This is a genomic window from Clostridium sp. JN-1, assembly GCF_003718715.1.
Classification (GTDB): Bacteria; Bacillota; Clostridia; order Clostridiales; family Clostridiaceae; genus Clostridium_AV.
In genome coordinates, this window is the sequence record NZ_CP033465.1 from 1 (window position 1) to 21730 (window position 21730).

Annotated in this window: 12 protein-coding genes, 2 tRNA genes and 3 rRNA genes; all 17 read left to right on the forward strand. The window is 32.9% G+C overall.

Annotated features, from left to right (window positions below; translation table 11 throughout):
• The 17 genes from dnaA (at nucleotide 1) to EBB51_RS13755 (ending at nucleotide 21704) form a co-directional block, all read left to right on the forward strand.
• Nucleotides 1-1353 carry a chromosomal replication initiator protein DnaA gene (dnaA, locus tag EBB51_RS00005; protein WP_123052574.1) on the forward strand — a complete coding sequence of 451 codons (1353 nt, stop codon included), beginning with the start codon at nucleotides 1-3 and terminating at the stop codon, nucleotides 1351-1353.
• Between the two features lie 260 nt (nucleotides 1354-1613).
• The gene (dnaN, locus tag EBB51_RS00010) at nucleotides 1614-2714 is read left to right on the forward strand and encodes a DNA polymerase III subunit beta (protein ID WP_123052575.1); all 1101 of its coding nucleotides are present in this window, start codon (nucleotides 1614-1616) and stop codon (nucleotides 2712-2714) included.
• Nucleotides 2715-2736: 22 nt separating this feature from the next.
• Nucleotides 2737-2943 (forward strand): S4 domain-containing protein YaaA, encoded by a 207-nt coding sequence (gene yaaA / locus EBB51_RS00015; RefSeq protein WP_123052576.1) that lies wholly within the window; start codon nucleotides 2737-2739, stop codon nucleotides 2941-2943.
• A gap of 68 nt (nucleotides 2944-3011) precedes the next feature.
• Entirely contained in the window at nucleotides 3012-4103 is a 1092-nt protein-coding gene (gene recF / locus EBB51_RS00020) for a DNA replication/repair protein RecF (protein ID WP_123052577.1), read from the forward strand.
• Between the two features lie 21 nt (nucleotides 4104-4124).
• The gene (locus EBB51_RS00025) at nucleotides 4125-4388 is read left to right on the forward strand and encodes an extracellular matrix/biofilm biosynthesis regulator RemA family protein (protein WP_123052578.1); all 264 of its coding nucleotides are present in this window, start codon (nucleotides 4125-4127) and stop codon (nucleotides 4386-4388) included.
• Between the two features lie 12 nt (nucleotides 4389-4400).
• The gene (gene gyrB / locus EBB51_RS00030) at nucleotides 4401-6314 is read left to right on the forward strand and encodes a DNA topoisomerase (ATP-hydrolyzing) subunit B (RefSeq protein WP_123052579.1); all 1914 of its coding nucleotides are present in this window, start codon (nucleotides 4401-4403) and stop codon (nucleotides 6312-6314) included.
• A gap of 13 nt (nucleotides 6315-6327) precedes the next feature.
• Nucleotides 6328-8754 (forward strand): DNA gyrase subunit A, encoded by a 2427-nt coding sequence (gene gyrA, locus EBB51_RS00035; RefSeq protein WP_123052580.1) that lies wholly within the window; start codon nucleotides 6328-6330, stop codon nucleotides 8752-8754.
• 516 nt (nucleotides 8755-9270) lie between these two features.
• Nucleotides 9271-10783: ribosomal RNA gene (locus tag EBB51_RS00040) — 16S ribosomal RNA — on the forward strand.
• A 434-nt stretch (nucleotides 10784-11217) separates the two neighbouring features.
• Nucleotides 11218-14117: ribosomal RNA gene (locus EBB51_RS00045) — 23S ribosomal RNA — on the forward strand.
• 142 nt (nucleotides 14118-14259) lie between these two features.
• Nucleotides 14260-14376: ribosomal RNA gene (gene rrf, locus EBB51_RS00050) — 5S ribosomal RNA — on the forward strand.
• Together the 16S, 23S and 5S rRNA genes with 2 tRNA genes alongside form the textbook arrangement of a ribosomal RNA operon.
• A 21-nt stretch (nucleotides 14377-14397) precedes the next feature.
• Nucleotides 14398-14474: transfer RNA gene (locus EBB51_RS00055), tRNA-Ile, on the forward strand.
• Between the two features lie 3 nt (nucleotides 14475-14477).
• Nucleotides 14478-14553: transfer RNA gene (locus tag EBB51_RS00060), tRNA-Ala, on the forward strand.
• Between the two features lie 105 nt (nucleotides 14554-14658).
• Complete coding sequence (locus tag EBB51_RS00065; RefSeq protein WP_123052581.1) at nucleotides 14659-15153, forward strand: HDIG domain-containing metalloprotein; 495 nt, start codon at nucleotides 14659-14661, stop codon at nucleotides 15151-15153.
• A gap of 58 nt (nucleotides 15154-15211) precedes the next feature.
• Nucleotides 15212-15727, forward strand: coding sequence for a transcription repressor NadR (locus tag EBB51_RS00070; protein WP_123052582.1), 516 nt, complete (start codon nucleotides 15212-15214; stop codon nucleotides 15725-15727).
• A gap of 42 nt (nucleotides 15728-15769) precedes the next feature.
• A complete protein-coding gene (locus tag EBB51_RS00075; RefSeq protein WP_123052583.1) occupies nucleotides 15770-18499 on the forward strand; it encodes a UPF0182 family protein in 2730 nt (909 codons plus the stop codon).
• Between the two features lie 229 nt (nucleotides 18500-18728).
• The gene (locus EBB51_RS00080) at nucleotides 18729-20921 is read left to right on the forward strand and encodes a hybrid sensor histidine kinase/response regulator (protein WP_123052584.1); all 2193 of its coding nucleotides are present in this window, start codon (nucleotides 18729-18731) and stop codon (nucleotides 20919-20921) included.
• Nucleotides 20922-20996: 75 nt separating this feature from the next.
• Complete coding sequence (locus EBB51_RS13755) at nucleotides 20997-21704, forward strand: L,D-transpeptidase (RefSeq protein ID WP_243103863.1); 708 nt, start codon at nucleotides 20997-20999, stop codon at nucleotides 21702-21704.
• Nucleotides 21705-21730: the final 26 nt, after the last annotated feature.

Below are 21730 nucleotides of genomic sequence, written 5' to 3' on the forward strand. Positions count from 1 at the left end.
ATGGATGCCCATTTAAAGGAAATATGGGAAAAAACTTTAAACATAATAAAAGGAGAATTGACCGAAGTAAGTTTCAATACATGGATTAAAAGCATAACTCCTATTTCTATTGATAAAGATACATTAAAATTAGGCGTTCCAAATGATTTTACACGCGGAATATTAAATACAAGATATAAGGATCTTATTTCAAATTCATTAAAATTAATAGGTTCTAAAAAATATACTATAGATTTTCTTATATTATCGGAAGAGGATACATCTGATGACTCCAAAAGCAAAAAAGTGAAAAAAAGTTCTATTAATATTTCTGTAAATGAAAAAATGTCTGCAATGTTAAATCCTAAATATACTTTTGATTCTTTTGTAATAGGTAATAGTAATAGATTTGCCCATGCAGCATCCTTAGCTGTTGCAGAAGCACCCGCTAAGGCTTATAACCCTCTTTTTATATATGGAGGCGTTGGACTTGGTAAAACTCACTTAATGCATGCAATAGGTCATTACATATTACAAAATAATTCTAAATGTAAAGTTATGTATGTTTCTTCAGAAAAGTTTACTAATGAACTTATAAACTCTATAAAAGACGATAAAAATGTAGAGTTTAGAGATAAGTACAGAAACATAGATGTGCTTCTTATAGATGATATTCAATTTATTGCAGGCAAGGAAAGAACTCAAGAAGAATTTTTCCATACATTTAACGCTCTATACGAAGCAAACAAACAAATAATATTATCAAGTGACAGACCACCTAAAGAAATACCTACTCTTGAAGATAGATTACGCTCTCGTTTTGAATGGGGACTTATAGCTGATATACAAGCTCCTGATTTTGAAACAAGAATGGCAATACTCAAAAAAAAGGCTGATGTAGAACATTTAAATATACCTAATGAGGTTATGGTATACATAGCTACAAAAATTAAATCAAACATAAGAGAATTAGAAGGTGCTTTAATTAGAATAGTAGCATTTTCTTCTTTAACTAATAGTGAAATAAGTATTGAATTAGCTGCAGAAGCACTAAAAGATATAATATCAAGCAGACAATCCAAATTAGTTACCATAGAATTAATCCAGGACGTTGTATCAAATTACTTCAACTTAAAAGTAGAAGATCTTAAGTCTTCTAGAAGGACTAGAAGCATAGCTTTCCCAAGACAAATAGCTATGTATCTCTCTAGAAAATTAACAGATATGTCACTTCCTAAGATAGGTGAAGAATTTGGAGGTAGGGATCATACTACAGTAATACATGCTTATGATAAAATATCTCAAAATTTAAAGACTGATGAAAGTCTGCAAAGTGCAGTAAATGATTTAACAAAGAGGATTAATCAAAAATAGTTATCAACATGTGTTTATAATTTTTAAAGAATATCCTGTTAATAAAAAATCAATACTTAGTTAAATGTTAATTGTGTGGATAAAGTTACATAAATATGTTTTACTTATCCACAATTATTTTTTTCTATTTTCTAGTGTTTTCAACGGATTAACAAGATATTAACATAATCACAGCCCCTACTACTATTACTACTAATATAATCTTATTATCTTATCTATATTTACAAAAAGGTATGCTGTGAATAAGGAGGATATAATTAATGAAATTTGTGTGCAATAAAAGTATACTTCAAAATGGAATATCAATAGTTCAAAAATCAATTACAGGAAAATCTTCACTGCCTATATTAAATGGTATTTTGATAACAGCATTAGATGGTAAACTAACTTTAATAGGATCAGATATAGACTTAAGTATCCAAACTAAAGTAGAAGCTGAAGTATATGAAGAAGGCAGCATTGTATTAGATTCAAAAATATTTGGAGAAATAATAAGAAAGTTACCAAATGATGATATACATATAAATACCATAAATAATAATTCAGTAGAAATACTATGTCAAAAATCAAGATTTACTTTAATATATATGGATCCATCTGACTTTCCACCATTACCTAGTATTAATGAAAATGATATATTTTCTATACCTCAAAAAATACTTAAAAATATGATAAAAAGTACTATATTTGCTACTGCTATAGATGAAACTAGACCAATACTTACAGGAGTTTTATTTGAAATAAAAGAAAAAAAGTTAAATTTAGTTGCACTAGATGGTTATAGATTAGCCTTAAAATCAGAAAATCTAGATACTGATAATACTATAAATGCAGTAATACCAGGAAAAACATTAAGTGAAGTATCAAAAATATTAGAAGAAAAAGACGATGTAAAAATTACATTTACACCTAATCACATTTTATTTAACATAAATGAAACTAAAATAATATCTCGACTTTTAGAAGGTGAATTTATTAAATACAATTCAATAATACCAAACGAATTTAACCTAAAAGTAACAGCAAAAAGAGTAGAGTTATTAAATTCTATAGAGAGAGCTTCATTAATGGCTCAAGAAGGTAATACAAACCTTATAAAATTGAGTATACAAGATGAAAGTATGATTATAACATCTAATTCTCAATTGGGAATGGTCAGAGAAGAAACAAGTATAATTTTGCAAGGAGACTCACTTGAAATTGCATTTAATTCAAAATACTTAATAGATGTATTGAAAACTATGGATGAAGATGAGATAATCATGGAATTTTCAAGCAGTATAAGTCCTTGTATTATAAAGAATAGAGAAGTAGATAATTGTATATATCTTGTTTTGCCTGTAAGGTTATCAAAAAATTAATTTTAAGTAGGAGATAGTTTAAATGAATGAAATTAAAATAAATACAGACTTTATAAAATTAGATTCTTTTTTAAAATGGTGCGGTGCGGTAAGTTTAGGCTCGGAAGCTAAAATGCATATATTATCTGGAAATGTAAAGGTCAATGGAAGTATTGAGACTCGAAGAGGAAAAAAGTTAGTAAAAGGTGACATAATTAACTTTTGTGACAATGATTATAAAATTATTTAGTTAGGAGTTAATTTTATTGTTAATTGTACAATAGCTGCTTTATGGTATAATTATGATAGGTGTTTTTTATGTATATTAAATATTTAAAATTCGTCAATTTTAGAAATTATAAAGAAACCAATATTGAATTAAATAAAAATACGAATATTTTTATAGGAGATAATGCCCAGGGCAAAACAAATATTCTAGAAGGGATTTACTACTGCAGTATAGGAAAGTCCCAAAGGACTAGTAGAGATAAAGAACTCATAAATTGGAATGGAAAAGAAGCCTATCTTAGTTTATATGTTGTCAAAGACAGGTTAGATAAAAAAATAGAAATTAAAATATTTAAAGAAGGAAAAAAGGGTATAAATATAAACTCAATCAAAGTAAATAAAATGTCAGAACTTATGGGAGTTCTGAATGTTGTTATGTTTTCACCAGATGATTTAAAAATTGTTAAGGAATCACCAAGTTACAGAAGAAAGTTTTTAGATATAGAGCTTTGCAAATTAAGTAAAAGATATTATTTTAATTTACAGCAGTATAATAAAGTTTTAACTCAAAGAAATATGATATTAAAAAGTTCAAATCAAAAACAGCTTAATATGCTGGATATATATGATGAACAACTATCAAAGTATGGTTCGGAAATAATTAATTTAAGACATAAGTATGTAAAAAAACTTGAAGAAAAGGGTAAAATAATACATAAGGATATAACATCTGGAAAAGAAAAGTTAGAGTTGAATTATATAACTAATGTCGGTAATGTAGAAAATCCCAGAGAAAATATGTTAAAAAAATTAAAGGAAAGTAGGGCTAAAGATTTTCAAAGAAAGTCGACTTCGTTTGGTCCGCATAAAGATGATTTTGAAGTAAAGATTAATGACATGAATGTGAGAAACTATGGCTCTCAAGGACAGCAAAGAACGTCAGTTTTAACTATTAAATTTGCATCATTTGAAATAATAAAGGATGTAACAGGAGAGTACCCGGTGCTCCTTTTAGATGATGTCTTATCAGAACTTGATGCAAGTAGACAAAAGTATATATTGAATTCAATAAATAATATACAAACTTTTATAACATGTACTGGAATTGGAGATATAAAAAAGTATTTAAAAGATGAATATTATCTTTTTATTGTACAAAAAGGTAAGGTTAAAATGGCTTAAAGTTTCGAAAGGAGATTTTTTATGTTTTTACATTTAGGTGAAAATGTAGTTGTACCTATAAAGGATATAATTGGAATTTTTGATATGGAGACTTCAATGTACAGTTCTGATACCATTCAGTTTCTGAGGATGGCTGAAGAAGATGGTTTTATTGAGAGAATTACTAAAGATAAGCCTAAATCTTTTATCATAGCTGAAGTTGATAAGAAAAGTAAAATTTACCTGTCACCAATTTCTTCATCCACATTAGCTAAGAGATCAGAAACTCTGTATTATGAACTTTAAAGGAGGATGAGTATGTTAGAACAAAATAAGCAAGCATATGATGAAAGTCAAATTCAGGTTTTAGAAGGATTAGAAGCCGTTAGAAAAAGGCCTGGAATGTACATAGGGAGTACAAGTCAAACAGGACTTCATCATTTAGTGTATGAAATAATAGATAATAGTATAGATGAAGCTCTAGCGGGATTTTGCAAAAATATAGAAGTTTACATACATCTTGATAACTCAATAACTGTAGTAGACGATGGGCGAGGAATGCCTGTAGGTATGCATCCTAAAATGAAAAAACCTACTGTAGAAGTTATAATGACCATACTTCATGCAGGTGGCAAGTTTGGTGGAGGCGGATACAAGGTTTCTGGTGGTTTGCATGGTGTAGGAGCATCTGTTGTAAATGCACTTTCAGAAGTATGTGAAGTTGAAGTAAAAAGAGAAGGACATGTATGGAAACAAGTTTATAAAAGAGGAAAAGCGGTAACAGGACTAGATATAATTGGTGATAGTTGTGAACATGGTACTAAAATTTACTTTAAACCTGATAGTGAAATATTTGAAGAGACAGAATATGATTATGATACTTTAGTAAAGAGAATAAGGGAATTAGCGTTTTTAAACAAAGGTATAAGAATAACTCTAAGTGATGAAAGAAATGATAAAAAAGAAACTTTCCACTATGAAGGTGGAATAAAGTCTTTTATAAAATACTTAAATAGAAATAAGCAGGTAATTCATAAGGAACCAATATACGTTGAAGGAATTAAAAATGATTGTTCAGTTGAAATGGCATTTCAATACAACGATAGCTATACTGAAAACATATTTGCTTTTGCAAATAATATAGATACTATTGAAGGTGGAACACATTTAGCAGGATTTAAATCTGCGTTAACAAGAGTATTTAATGACTATGCAAAAAAGTTTGGAATATTAAAGGAAAACGATAAAAACCTTGCAGGAGAAGATATAAGAGAAGGACTTACAGCTGTTATATCTGTTAAATTAATGGATCCACAATTTGAGGGGCAGACTAAGACAAAGTTGGGAAATAGTGAAGTACGTGGAATAGTTGACAATGTATTAGGTGAAAATGTTAGTGCCTTTCTAGAAGAAAATCCTCAAGTTGCTAAGGCAATCTTAGATAAGTCGTTATTGGCATCTCATGCCAGGGAAGCAGCTAGACGTGCTAAGGAAATTACAAGGAGAAAATCTGTTTTGGAGAATACTTCTCTTCCTGGAAAACTTGCAGATTGTTCATCTAAAGATCCATCGGAATGTGAAATTTACTTGGTTGAGGGTGATTCAGCCGGAGGATCTGCAAAACAAGGGAGAAATAGAAACTTCCAAGCAATTCTTCCTTTGCGTGGTAAAATAATGAATGTAGAAAAACAAAGAATAGATAAGATACTAGGCTATGCGGAAATAAGAGCAATGATAACAGCATTTGGAGCTGGTATAGGAAAAGACTTTGACATAGAAAAGATAAGGTACGACAAGATAATAATGATGACAGATGCCGATGTAGATGGAGCTCATATAAGAACACTCTTATTGACATTTTTCTTTAGGTATATGAGAGAGTTAGTTGAACAAGGACACGTCTATATTGCACAACCTCCTCTTTACAAGGTTAGTAAAAGTAAGAAAGAGATATACGCTTATTCAGACAAGGAATTAGAAGTAGTACTTAAAGAGTTTGGTGGAAAAGACTCTAATACTAATATTCAAAGATACAAAGGTCTTGGAGAAATGGATGCTGCACAACTATGGGATACTACTATGGATCCTGAAAAGAGAACTCTTCTTAGAGTTAATGTTGATGATGCTATGGCTGCTGATCAAATTTTTACTGTACTTATGGGTGATAAAGTTGAGCCCCGTAGAGAATTTATCCAGCAAAATGCTAAAAATGTTGTAAACTTAGATATATAAAGAGGTGGAATAGATGTTTGATGAAGGAAAAATTTTACCAGTAGACATTAGTAGTGAAATGAAAAAATGTTATATAGATTATGCTATGAGTGTTATAGTTGGCCGTGCACTTCCTGATGTAAGAGATGGTTTAAAGCCTGTTCATAGAAGAATTTTATATTCTATGCATGAACTTGGTATTACACCTGATAAGGGTTATAGAAAATGTGCTAGAATTGTCGGAGATGTTTTAGGTAAATATCACCCACATGGAGATTCATCTGTCTATGATGCTCTTGTTAGATTAGCTCAAGATTTTTCTATAAGATATACTTTAGTTGATGGTCATGGAAATTTTGGTTCAGTAGATGGAGATAGTGCAGCTGCAATGAGATATACTGAAGCAAAATTAAGCAAGATTTCCATGGAAATGATTAGGGACATAAATAAAAATACTGTTGATTTTATGCCTAACTTTGATGGTGAAGAACAAGAGCCTACTGTACTGCCTTCAAGATTTCCTAATTTACTTGTTAATGGTTCAGCAGGCATTGCCGTGGGTATGGCAACTAATATACCTCCGCATAATCTAAATGAAGTTATAAATGGAATAGTTATGCTCATAGATAATCCTGAAGTTACAATAGATGAACTTATGACTCAAATAAAGGGTCCTGATTTTCCTACAGCTGGTGTAATTATAGGTGTTTCTGGAATAAGGTCAGCTTATAATACAGGTAGAGGAAAAATATTAGTAAGGGCTAAAACAGATATAGAAGAAGACGAAAAAGGAAAAAACAAAATAATAATAAATGAACTTCCATATCAGGTAAATAAGGCAAAGTTAATAGAAAACATTGCAGACTTAGTTAAAAATAAAAAAATACAAGGAATTTCAGACATTAGAGATGAAAGTGACAGAGAAGGCATGAGAGTTGTAATAGAACTTAAGAGAGATGTAAATGCAAATATAGTTCTAAATCAACTTTATAAGCATACTAAACTTCAAGATACATTTGGTGTAATAATGCTTGCATTGGTTAACAATGAGACTAAAGTTCTAAATTTAAAGGAAATATTAGTACACTATTTAGACTTTCAAAAAGAAATTATAAGAAGAAGGACTAAGTTTGATTTAGATAAAGCTTTAGCTCGTGCACATATTTTAGAAGGATTGAAGATAGCATTAGACAACATAGATGAAGTAATAAAACTAATTAGGGGATCAAAAACTGGTCAGGAAGCTAAAATTGGTCTTATAAGTAGATTTGAACTTTCTGAAAAACAAGCACAGGCTATTTTGGATATGAGACTGCAAAGGCTTACTGGATTAGAAAGAGAAAAAATTGAGCAAGAGTATAGTGAGCTTGAAAAAAGTATTGCACACTTTAACGATATACTAGCAAGAGAAGAATTAGTACTAGACATAATAAAAGAAGAGCTCATAGAGATAAAAAACAAATATGGCGATGAGAGAAGAACTAAGATAGAACAAAGTGCGGATGAAATAAATATTGAAGATCTAATACATGAGGAAGATGTAGTAATAACCCTTACTCATAGTGGTTACATAAAGAGAATATTAGCAGATACTTATTCATCCCAAAAAAGAGGTGGAAAAGGAATACAGGCAATGACTACAAAAGAAGATGATTTTGTAGAACATATATTCATAACGTCCACACATAATAACATATTATTTTTCACAAATAAAGGTAGAGTATATAAATTAAAGGCTTATGAAATACCTGAAGCAGGAAGAACAGCTAAGGGTACAAATTTAATAAATTTAATACCAATAGGACCTAATGAAAAGATTCAGGCCGTTATAACATTTAAAGAATTTGATGAAAAAAATTACTTTATAATGGGAACAAGAAAAGGACTAATTAAGAAAACTCAAATAAGTAAATATTCCTCTATAAGAAAAACAGGATTAAATGCAATAAATTTAAAAGATGGAGATGAACTTATAGGAGTAAGAATGACAACAGGAGAAAGTGAAGTCTTGGTATTTACTAGAAATGGATATGCCATAAGATTTAGCGAGAAAGATGTTAGACCTATGGGCAGAATAGCAACAGGTGTTAAGGCTATAACTTTAAGAGATGGTGATATAGCTGTTGCTATGGAGATTGTAGATACTCAAGGAGACATTCTTGTTGTAAGTGAAAATGGATTTGGAAAGAGAACATCTGTAGATGAATATACTCCTCACAAAAGAGGCGGAAAAGGCATGATAACCTACAAAGTAAGTGAAAAAACTGGTCATATAGTTGGTGCAAGAGTAGTTAAAGATGAAGATGAAATAATGCTTATAAATAGTAGTAATGTAGCTATAAGAATAAATGCAGCTGATATTTCAATTACTAGTAGAAATACAATGGGTGTTACACTTATGAAAACGCAAGAAGAACAAAAAGTAGTAGCTATGGCTAAAATAAATAATGAGAATGAATAAAAAAAACATCCTTTTAAATTGGCTTATACACTTAAGTATAGGCCAATTTTTAGTTCTACAAGGTAGATAAACATTTCCTAGTGTATCAACATATAAAAAAATGAGAAATATGAAGAAAAATAAAGTATAAGTAATATATATTCAAGTATATATCAAAATAATTTATACATTTAAGAACAAGTTTGATATAATAACACTTGTCGCTTACGAGTGGCAAAACATTAAGACTTAAAAATAATTAAATTAATATATTGACAAGTTAATTTTATTATGTTAAGATTTAAAAGTCGCTTGATTGTGACAAATAACTTATTAAAAAAAAGTTATTGACAAGTTTTAATGTATGTGATAACATATAGAAGTCGCTTAAATAAAGCGATGATGAACCTTGAAAATCAAACAGAGAAGAGAATAATAAACCAGCAATTCTTTTGAAAGCTGTGAAAACAGCTTAAAAGTAAGTAAATGAGCTTAAATTGAACTTGAAACTCTGGAAAGAGTTTATATATAAGAAATTAAATTGAGAGTTTGATCCTGGCTCAGGACGAACGCTGGCGGCGTGCCTAACACATGCAAGTCGAGCGAGAGAAATTCCTTCGGGAATGGATCTAGCGGCGGACGGGTGAGTAACACGTGGGCAACCTGCCTCAAAGAGGGGGATAGCCTCCCGAAAGGGAGATTAATACCGCATAAAGTTATTTTATCGCATGGTAAAATAACCAAAGGAGAAATCCACTTTGAGATGGGCCCGCGGCGCATTAGCTAGTTGGTAAGGTAACGGCTTACCAAGGCAGCGATGCGTAGCCGACCTGAGAGGGTAATCGGCCACATTGGAACTGAGAGACGGTCCAGACTCCTACGGGAGGCAGCAGTGGGGAATATTGCACAATGGGCGAAAGCCTGATGCAGCAACGCCGCGTGGGTGATGAAGGTTTTCGGATTGTAAAGCCCTGTCTTTTGGGACGATAATGACGGTACCAAAGGAGGAAGCCACGGCTAACTACGTGCCAGCAGCCGCGGTAATACGTAGGTGGCGAGCGTTGTCCGGATTTACTGGGCGTAAAGGGTGCGTAGGCGGATATTTAAGTGGGATGTGAAAACCCCGGGCTCAACCTGGGGACTGCATTTCAAACTGGATATCTAGAGTGCAGGAGAGGAAAGCGGAATTCCTAGTGTAGCGGTGAAATGCGTAGAGATTAGGAAGAACACCAGTGGCGAAGGCGGCTTTCTGGACTGTAACTGACGCTGAGGCACGAAAGCGTGGGTAGCAAACAGGATTAGATACCCTGGTAGTCCACGCCGTAAACGATGAGTACTAGGTGTAGGAGGTATCGACCCCTTCTGTGCCGCAGTAAACGCAGTAAGTACTCCGCCTGGGAAGTACGATCGCAAGATTAAAACTCAAAGGAATTGACGGGGGCCCGCACAAGCAGCGGAGCATGTGGTTTAATTCGAAGCAACGCGAAGAACCTTACCTAGACTTGACATCCCCTGAATTACCTGTAATTAGGGAAGCCCTTCGGGGCAGGGAGACAGGTGGTGCATGGTTGTCGTCAGCTCGTGTCGTGAGATGTTAGGTTAAGTCCTGCAACGAGCGCAACCCTTATCATTAGTTGCTACCATTAAGTTGAGCACTCTAGTGAGACTGCCCGGGTTAACCGGGAGGAAGGTGGGGATGACGTCAAATCATCATGCCCCTTATGTCTAGGGCTACACACGTGCTACAATGGTGAATACAGAGAGATGCAAACCCGCGAGGGTGAGCCAAACTTCAAAATTCACCTCAGTTCGGATTGCAGGCTGAAACCCGCCTGCATGAAGCTGGAGTTGCTAGTAATCGCGAATCAGAATGCCGCGGTGAATGCGTTCCCGGGCCTTGTACACACCGCCCGTCACACCATGAGAGTTGGCAACACCCGAAGTCCGTGGGGCAACCGTAAGGGGCCAGCGGCCGAAGGTGGGGTTAATAATTGGGGTGAAGTCGTAACAAGGTAGCCGTAGGAGAACCTGCGGCTGGATCACCTCCTTTCTAAGGAGTCGTAAGATAGTTAATTCTATCTTAAAAGACTGGTTTTATTATACTCTGTTTGATTTTGAGGGATTAAAAACCTAAATGGTTTTTAACAGATAATGAATTAATTATCTGTCATCACTCTCAAAAATTGTTCTTTGAAAATTGCACAGAGAAAATAAGTTAAAAGTAAAGCATATTCATGTATATTTATTCTAAAAAGAATATTTATACTGAATAAAGATTAATATAATTAATCGTACTTTGTAGAATTAAAAGATTCTTATAGTTATAGTTGGTGTAATAATATATCAATTATGAAACAAAAATTAATAATAGCGAGCAAGACAATGAAAAACTTGAGCGAGGAGCGGAGTTTACTTATGTAAATGAGCACCGCAGGGAGAGTTTTGAAGCAGTATTACGAAGCTAGTAGTAATTTTTGAACAAAAGGTCAAGCTACAAAGGGCGCATGGTGAATGCCATGGCACCAGGAGTCGAAGAAGGACGTGATAAGCTGCGATAAGCTTCGGGTAGGCGCAAATAGCCTGTGATCCGGAGATTTCCGAATGGGGAAACCCACATGACTAACGTCATGTACTTTAAACTGAATTCATAGGTTTATAGAGACAAACCCGGGGAACTGAAACATCTAAGTACCCGGAGGAAGAGAAAGAAAAATCGATTTCTTAAGTAGCGGCGAGCGAAAGAGAAAGAGCCCAAACCAGGAACTTGTTCCTGGGGTTGCGGGTAGATCATAAACACTTTTATTTCCTAATTGAAGAGAGCTGGAAGGCTCCGCCGCAGAAGGTAAAAGCCCTGTAAATAAAAAGAAATTTAAGTTAGATCTATTCCAGAGTACCACGAGACACGTGAAACCTTGTGGGAAGCTGGGAGGACCACCTCCCAAGGCTAAATACTACCTGGTGACCGATAGTGAAGCAGTACCGTGAGGGAAAGGTGAAAAGAACCCCGGAAGGGGAGTGAAATAGAACCTGAAACCGTGTGTCCACAACCGGTCGAAGCACATTTAAGTGCGACGGCGTGCTTTTTGTAGAACGAGCCAGCGAGTTGCGGTATGCAGCAAGGTTAAATACTTAAGGTATGGAGCCGAAGGGAAACCGAGTCTGAATAGGGCGACTAGTTGCATGCTGCAGACCCGAAACCGAGTGACCTATCCATGGACAGGATGAAGCGAAAGTAAAATTCCGTGGAGGTCCGAACCGCGTTGGTGTTGAAAAACCATGGGATGAGCTGTGGATAGCGGAGAAATTCCAATCGAACTCGGAGATAGCTGGTTCTCCTCGAAATAGCTTTAGGGCTAGCGTCGAGATTGAGTAATGGAGGTAGAGCACTGAATAGGCTAAGGGCTGAAAACAGTTACTGAACCTTATCAAACTCCGAATGCCATATACTCGTATCTCGGCAGTCAGACTGCGAATGATAAGATCCGCGGTCAAAAGGGAAACAGCCCAGATCATCAGCTAAGGTCCCAAAGTGTAAGTTAAGTGGTAAAGGATGTGGGATTTCTAAGACAACTAGGATGTTGGCTTAGAAGCAGCCACTCATTTAAAGAGTGCGTAATAGCTCACTAGTCGAGAGATCCTGCGCCGAAAATGTCCGGGGCTAAAACTTACCACCGAAGCTATGGACTCGAAAGAGTGGTAGAGGAGCTTCCTGTATGGATTGAAGCTGTACCGTAAGGAGCGGTGGACTGTACAGGAGTGAGTATGCTGGCATAAGTAGCGAGAAATAAGTGAGAATCTTATTGGTCGAAAACCTAAGGTTTCCTGGGGAAGGCTCGTCCTCCCAGGGTTAGTCGGGACCTAAGCCGAGGCCGAAAGGCGTAGGTGATGGACAATTGGCTGACATTCCAATACCGCCAGCTTCCATTTGACAGATGGGATGACGCAGGAGGATAGGATGTGCACACTGTTGGATGTGTGTCTAAGCACTTAGACGTGCCCAGAAGGTAAATCCGCTGGGATTAGTTGAGGTGTTACAGGGATTTCTTTTCTAAGAAAGAAGTATCCGATTCCACGCTGCCAAGAAAAGTCTCTATGGAGGAAACTGGTGCCCGTACCGCAAACCGACACAGGTAGGTGAGGAGAGAATCCTAAGACCATCGGAAGAATTGCTGTTAAGGAACTCGGCAAATTGACCCCGTAACTTCGGGATAAGGGGTGCCGTCCTTACGGACGGCCGCAGAGAATAGGCCCAAGCAACTGTTTAGCAAAAACACAGGTCTCTGCTAAAGCGAAAGCTGAAGTATAGGGGCTGACGCCTGCCCGGTGCTGGAAGGTTAAGGGGAATACTTAGCGCAAGCGAAGGTATGAACTTAAGCCCCAGTAAACGGCGGCCGTAACTATAACGGTCCTAAGGTAGCGAAATTCCTTGTCGGGTAAGTTCCGACCCGCACGAATGGCGTAATGATTTGGGCACTGTCTCAACAGCAAATCCGGCGAAATTGTAGTGCAAGTGAAGATGCTTGCTACCCGCAGTTGGACGGAAAGACCCCGTAGAGCTTTACTGCAGCTTAACATTGAGTTTCGGTATTGTCTGTACAGGATAGGTGGGAGACTTAGAAACTAGGGCGTCAGCCCTAGCGGAGTTATCCTTGGGATACCACCCTGACAGTACTGAGATTCTAACCGGAGGCCATGAAACTGGCCACGGGACATTGTTAGGCGGGCAGTTTGACTGGGGCGGTCGCCTCCTAAAAAGTAACGGAGGCGCCCAAAGGTTCCCTCAGAACGGTTAGAAATCGTTCGAAGAGTGCAAAGGCAGAAGGGAGCCTGACTGCGACACATACAGGTGGAGCAGGGACGAAAGTCGGGCTTAGTGATCCGGTGGTACCTCGTGGGAGGGCCATCGCTCAACGGATAAAAGCTACCTCGGGGATAACAGGCTGATCTCCCCCAAGAGTCCACATCGACGGGGAGGTTTGGCACCTCGATGTCGGCTCGTCGCATCCTGGGGCTGAAGTAGGTCCCAAGGGTTGGGCCGTTCGCCCATTAAAGCGGCACGCGAGCTGGGTTCAGAACGTCGTGAGACAGTTCGGTCCCTATCCGCTGCGGGCGCAGGAAATTTGAGAGGAGCTGTCCTTAGTACGAGAGGACCGGGATGGACTGACCTCTGGTGTACCAGTTGTTCCGCCAGGAGCACGGCTGGGTAGCTATGTCGGGACGGGATAAACGCTGAAAGCATCTAAGCGTGAAGCCCACCTCAAGATTAGATTTCCCATAGCATAAGCTAGTAAGACCCCTTGAAGAACACAAGGTTGATAGGTCAGAGGTGTAAGCATGGCAACATGTTCAGCTGACTGATACTAATAGGTCGAGGGCTTGACCAAATTAACTTAAATCATTTAATTTGACTTTTAACTTAACTGTGCAATTTTGAGAGAACAATTTTCTCAAATAAAGTATCAATTAACAATAAAAATTGATAGAAGCGAACAGTAATGTGAAGCTTATAGCAATTTTTAAAGTAAATCTGGTGGTAATGACGTAAAGGTAACACTCCTTCCCATACCGAACAGGTAGGTTAAGCTTTACAGTGCCGATAGTACTTCAGGGGAGACCCTGCGGGAGAGTAGGTCGCTGCCAGGTATAAATACAATTATATTGTTAGGATCTTTAGCTCAGTTGGTTAGAGCAACCGGCTCATAACCGGTTGGTCCGGGGTTCGAGTCCCTGAAGGTCCACCATATGGGGGTATAGCTCAGTTGGGAGAGCATCTGCCTTGCACGCAGAGGGTCAAGAGTTCGAGTCTCTTTATCTCCACCATAAAAAGTATCTGTAATATTTTATTATTATAGATACTTTTTTTATTTTACAATTTGTTTGTATTGAACTAAAATATAATTATATAGACAATAAGGAGTTTTAATTATGAACTTTTATAGAATAAAACAATTTTATTGGGCTATAAATTCTAACTTAACTCAAGATGATATAAAATTTATAAGAAATAATTTGAATAATGATGAATTTAATTTATTTAGTAAATTAACTATGAGTGAACAAAAGCATTGTATTAATGTTGCATATGATGTAAAAAGTGAATGCGAATTAAAAAATGTTAATTCAAGCTTGTTAATAAAAGCAGCACTATTGCATGATATAGGTAAGATACATAAAAAACTTAATGCAATTGATAAGTCGATTATGGTTATAGCCGATAATATATCTAATGGTTATTTTGAAAGGTTTTCTAACATAGAAAAAGTAAATGTGTATTACAATCATGATAAAATAGGCAAAAAGATACTTGAAAACTATAATGAGCAGGAAAGGTTGTTATATTTAGTAGAAAATCATAATAATTTTAAGATACAGGATGATATAGAACTGGATATATTAAGACAATGTGATAGTAGAAACTAAGGCACTTTTGATAAGTTATATTTTATTTATATTAATAAAGATGGTCATGGAGGTTTTTATGAATTCAATTGAACGAAGAAAGTATATAGAAAAATTATTGAATGAGAGTGATAAACCACAAAAAGGACATGTAATGGCTGAAAACTTAGGGGTAACAAGACAAGTAATAGTAAAGGATATTGCTATACTTAGAGCAGAAGGTAAGAAAGTAATAGCTACCCCAGATGGTTATATAATTTCTAAACAAGAGACAAATTTAATTAAGAAAGTTATAGCAGTTTCTCATAATACTGAAGATATAGAAGATGAACTTAAAACTATAATAAAGTATGGAGGCATTGTTGAAGATGTAATCGTAGAGCATAAAATATATGGAGAAATAAAAGGTATGCTTATGCTTAAAAACTTTTATGATGTTGAAAATTTTATAAAAAAGGTTAATCAGTATAAAGCAGAACCACTTTTGATACTCACAGGGGGATTACATCTGCATACAATTGCAGCTGAAAATTATAGTATAATTCAAAATATAATAAATGACTTAAAGAAAAAGAATTATTTAGTATCAGATTAGATTGATATTATGTAATATATTTAAAATGAAAGAGGTGACGACATGAAGTTTAGTAAAAAGATTGCATTAGGAATTGGCTTGTTTTTATTATTTATATTATTAATTTTCCTTAATAAGATTTCCAATTTTATAGTAAATATAGAATGGTTTAAGGAAGTAGGGTATTTATCTGTATATTTTACTAAAATTATAGCAGTAGTCAAACTTATGATTCCAATTTTTATAGTAAGTTTTATAGCAATTTGGATGTACTATAAAAGCTTACATATGAGCATTATAAAGTATAGAAAAGTAGTAGAAGTAAATTCACGAAGAGATTCTATAAGAAAAAAAGTATTTTTTACATTTAATTTTATAATATCTTTTGTTATATCATATGTATTTTCTGTAACCTATTGGTATAGGATATTACAGTTTACCCATTCTGTTAAGTTTGATACATCTGATCCAATATTCCATATAAATGTATCTTTCTATGTATTTAAATTGCCGCTTATACAATCATTATTTAATAGTGCAGTAAGTTTATTATTAGTTCTTGTGTTTATTACTTTTTTAGTTTATTTCAGTCTAGTTATTAGTGATAAATTAGTATCTACAAGAAAACTTAAAATAAGATTATCACCTATAAGTATATTAAATAATGGTCTTACTAAATTTGCAGGTAAACAACTTGCTGTAATAGCATCACTTTTAATGCTGTGTGTATCAATAGGATATGTACTTAAGTCTCTGAATCTAGTATACAGCCGTAGGGGAGTAGCGTTTGGTGCAAGTTATACGGATATACACGTTAGTCTATTTTTTTATAAGATTGTAATTGTAACTTCTATTATTGCAGCTGGAATTATATTTTGGAGCATAGTTAAGTCAAAAGCAAAACCTATATTTTTATCTATAGGAGTAATAGCCATACTAATTGTATTGGAAAATGTAACTGCAATTGGAGTTCAGAACTTTTTAGTTAAATCTAATGAAAAAACTTTAGAACAGCCATATATAAAATATAATATAGACTATACTAGAAAAGCATTTAATATAAACAATACTGAAGTTGAACCTTTTGAGGTTAAGGATGACTTAAGTTTACAAGATTTAGAATCAAATAAAGATACTATAAATAATATAAGGATAAATTCAATTAATCAAGCATTAGAATTTTATAACCAGGTTCAAATTATAAGATATTATTACGGATTTAATGATGTAGATGTAGATAGATATAATATAGATGGAAAGCTTAATCAAGTTTTTATAGCTGCTAGAGAAGTAAATACACAGTCGTTAGATCCAGGTACATGGCAAAATAAACATCTTATATATACACATGGTTATGGAGTTGTAATGAATAAGGTTAATTCAGTTACATCAGAAGGTCAGCCTGATTTTGTTATAAAAGATATTCCACCGCAAAATAGCACAGATATAAAGCTAAATAATCCTAGAATTTATTTTGGAGAAAAGACTAATGATTATGCAGTAGTTGATACTAAATTGAATGAGTTTGATTATCCACAAGGTGGAAATAATCAAATGAATAAATATGATGGTACTGCTGGAATAAAGTTGAACTTTATGAATAGGCTCCTGTTTGCAATTAATCAAAAGGATTTTAATTTTATTTTATCTAGAGATATAACTAGTAATAGTAAAATATTAATAAATAGAAATGTAGTTGATAGGGCAAAGAAGATAGCTCCATTTTTAAAATATGATTCCAATCCTTATGTAGTGATAAGTAATGGAAAACTTTATTGGATATTAGATGCGTATACTACATCTGATGCATATCCTTTTTCAGAACCTCAAAATAATGTAAATTATATAAGAAATTCTGTAAAAGTTGTAATTGATGCAGAAAACGGAGATACAAATTTCTATATTGTTGATAAAAGTGATCCTATAATAAATAGTTATTCTAAAATTTTTCCAGGACTATTTAAGGATACGTCACAGTTATCTCCAGATATAAAACAGCATTTTAAATATCCACAGGATATGTTTGATATTCAATGTAATGTTTTTGGAAAGTACCATATGACAGATCCAGGGGTATTTTATAATGGAGAAGATTTATGGCAAGTAGCTAAAAATCAAAAACAAGTTGAAGGAGAGAAGAACTCAACTGAATCTCCTTATGTAGTAATGAAGCTGCCTGATAAAGAAAAAGAAGAAATGATATTACTACAGTATTTTAATATGAGAAATAAAGATAATATGGTTGCTTTGTTTGGAGCTAGAATGGATAATGACAACTATGGAAAATTGGTTGTATATAAATTTCCGCCGCAGAAGACAATATATAGTCCATATTTATTTAAGCAAAAATTGAATCAGGATACTACTATATCTCAACAATTATCTTTATGGAATAAAAATGGATCTAAAGTTCAATTTGGTGATACCATGATAGTTCCTATAAATAATTCTCTTTTATATGTTGAACCAATGTATTTAAGAGCAAATGGTAAGAATAGTATTCCTGAAGTAAAGAGGGTTATAGTGTCTTATGGAAACAATATGGTTATTGCAGAAAGTATAGATAGTGCACTTGAACAATTATTTAATTATGATGATAGTGATAATGCTGGCGAAAAACAACAAGATAATAAACAGGGTACTGGTGCTGTAGATAATTCTAAAGCACAGTATATTAAACAGGCTAAAGAATTATATGATAAAGCTATTAATGCACAAAAAAGTGGAGAATGGTCTCAATATGGGGAGTATATAAATAGCCTAGGACAAGTAATAGATTCTTTGAATAAATAAAATGTATAAAAAAACACTTGATTTTCAAAAGTTAAGTGTTTTTTTATTATATATGTGTATATATATATAATAAAGTATTTTTTAATTTTACAAGATAAGTATGATTACAGGATTATTAATTAGTTCCATTAATGAAAAAGTTTATATAAAGGTTTATAAATTTTTATATAAATAGAAGGATTTATAAAAAACATGTCGAATGTATTTATAGATTAATGTGAGGTATAGTATGAAAAGTATATATAATAAATTAGTTATTAAAGATAAGTGTAAAAAGTTGCTGTGTGTAGAAACTGAAAAATTAAATATTGAAAAACATGTGCCTAAAATTATTAGAAACTTTATACTTAAAAGTCTTTTAAACAATGAGAAAGTGATTATATTTATAGATAGTATGCTGCATAAAGATATTATAAATATGTATGGCGGCAGAAAAAATTTAATAACGAATTGTTTCAAAAGCAGATGTTTAAATATTGAATATTATGATGTGGTTGATTTGGGTGTAAATCCACTGCAATTTTTACATATGTTGAATATAATCGCTAAGACTAAGGAAAAGCTTCATGTCATCTGGGACTTCAAGAGTATATCTAAAAGATTTAGTAAGTTAAGTGAAATAAAAAAATGTGTTGAGGATATATTTTCATATTCAAATAAAAATGTATGTAATGTTATATATATGTATAATGTTATTTATGATTTTCCAGATATCGAAAGTTTTTTAAGAAAATTTGATGATATCGTAATTGAAAATCAAAATTCACAAGTTTTATTTTCTTGTCCAGACGAAATTGATAAAGCAGTAGCATCACTTAAATATAGTGAAAGGTTGAAATGTGAAGATAATGCCATACTATCATTTAACAATATGTTTTACAAAATACCGCGGAATATAAAAAAAAATAAATTTAAAGACTTTGTGATAAATGAACTAGTAAATGTTTGTGATGCAGACTTTTGTATAATTCATACTTTAAATAATGAGGAAAATGATGTTTTTAGTCTAGATGTTTCTAGTGGAATAACTAAAGAGTATAAAACTTATTTAGCTGCAAATATTGAAAAACTAAAGTTTAGAAAATGTGTATTAATAAATGCAAATAGTGATATAGATGAATCCGTAAAAAAATGTTTTAAAAAGATTGGAATTAAATCATGTGCAGTAGTATATGCAAAATACTATAATACAGCGGAAGGCTTTATATATGTAGGAAGATATCATAATTATATGTCAGAATTTGATTTAAGATATATACAGTCAATATGTAAAGCCGCATTTTGTATAATACAGCATCAATATATGAATTTTAACTTAAAAAGTAAGCTTATAGAGAATGAAAAATCAAAGCTTATGGGCGAAATTGGAGGAGGAATAGCTCACGATATAAATAATATATTAACACCCATAATTGGATGTACACAACTTTTAAAGGATAAAATAAATGATAGAAATTTATTAAAACAACTGAAAATAATAGAAATTTGTGCTTATGATGGAATGAATATAACGAGTAAAGTTAAAAAGATTTTTAAACAGTGCAATAAAAGCGATACAAAAATATTTGATATTGATGATTTAGTAACAGATGCAGTAGAGCTTACTAAAAATAAGTGGCTTATGGAAAGTGCTGCAAATGGAATAAAAGTAGGAATGTCTATTTCACTTAATTCAAAAGCTAAAATTAAAGGAAATTCAACTGAAATAAGAGAAGTTTTTATAAATATTATAAGAAATTGTGTAGATGCTATGCCAAGTGGAGGTATTATAAGCATAAGTAGTAAGTGTGTTAAACAAAAAGTGATATTACGCATAAGTGATAATGGCATAGGGATGAGTAAAGAAGTTACAGAAAAAGTATTTGATCCTTTTTTTACTACTAAAGGAAATAAAGGTTCAGGGTTAGGACTTAGTGTATCTTATGAAATAATACGATCACATGATGGATTTATTAGGGTGTTTAGTAAAGAAAATGTTGGCACGACATTTGAAATTGAGCTGCCTATATCGACAGAACTTATAAATGTTAATGATAACTTAAATGATAAACAAATAGACTTTAATGGAAGTATCTTAATAATAGATGATAGACCGCAGATAAGAAGTGTAGTAGCAGATATGATAAAATCTATAGCTAATTGTAAAGTGAAAAGTTGTGGATGTGAAGATATAGAACAAGAAATACACAGAAGACGATATGATATTGTCATATGTGATTTCTGTATGCCGGATATTAATGGATTACAAGTAGCTAGTATGGTAAAGGACTTATATAAAGACAGTTACTTTTGTCTTATGACAGGATGGATTGGAAGTTTTAAAGAGGATAAAGTTAGTAAAGTAGATTTTATATTAAATAAGCCTATTAGTAAAGAAAAAATAATAGAGCTGTTTACAAATTATAATAGAGTCAAATTATAGAAATTAAAAAATACAGGTTTAAGGTATAAGATTGTTGTAAATAATACCAGTAGTTATATGTTGGAGGATTTTACAATGAAAAAAATCTTTATGTATAGTTTTATACTTACCTGTGTTTTTATTTTTTGCCCTTTATTCAATACAAATTTTAATAAGGAAAATGCATACGGAAGTGATAAAAGTAGAGAAGCTGTGTGCAATAATATGAAAATATCGTACTATACTAAATTGGATAATACAAAAGTATATGATGATAGTTCTAATGTACATAATGTAAAATATGTTTTGGGTAAAAATGAAGAAGTAATAGGGTACTATAAAAAAAATAGATATGTTTATTGTGAAGAAAATAAAAATGGAAGATTTGGCTGGATAAAAGAAAATGATTTAAAAGATGTTATCTATAAAGATACAGAATATATATTGGATGTCGATTTAAATTCTTCAAATATCAATGTTATAAAGAAAAATAAAGTTATAAAAACCATTCCTTATTTTTTGAATGATGAACAACATTCTTATAGCCAAGTTCCAGTAGGTACGTTTTATATAAACAGCAGAGGAAGTTATAATTACGAAGGTCAAAAAAGATATTATCTTAAATTCTTTTCAAATTATTTAATACACTCTATACCACTAGATGAAAAAGGTAATATAATAGAATATGGAAAGAATAAATTTGAATTTAATATAGCTTATGGTAGTATTAGAGTATCGACTCAGGATTCAGGCTGGATATTCAAGTTTGTTCCAGATGGTTCTGCTGTCATTATACATTATTAATTCTCTAATTGAGTTTTTAATAAGGA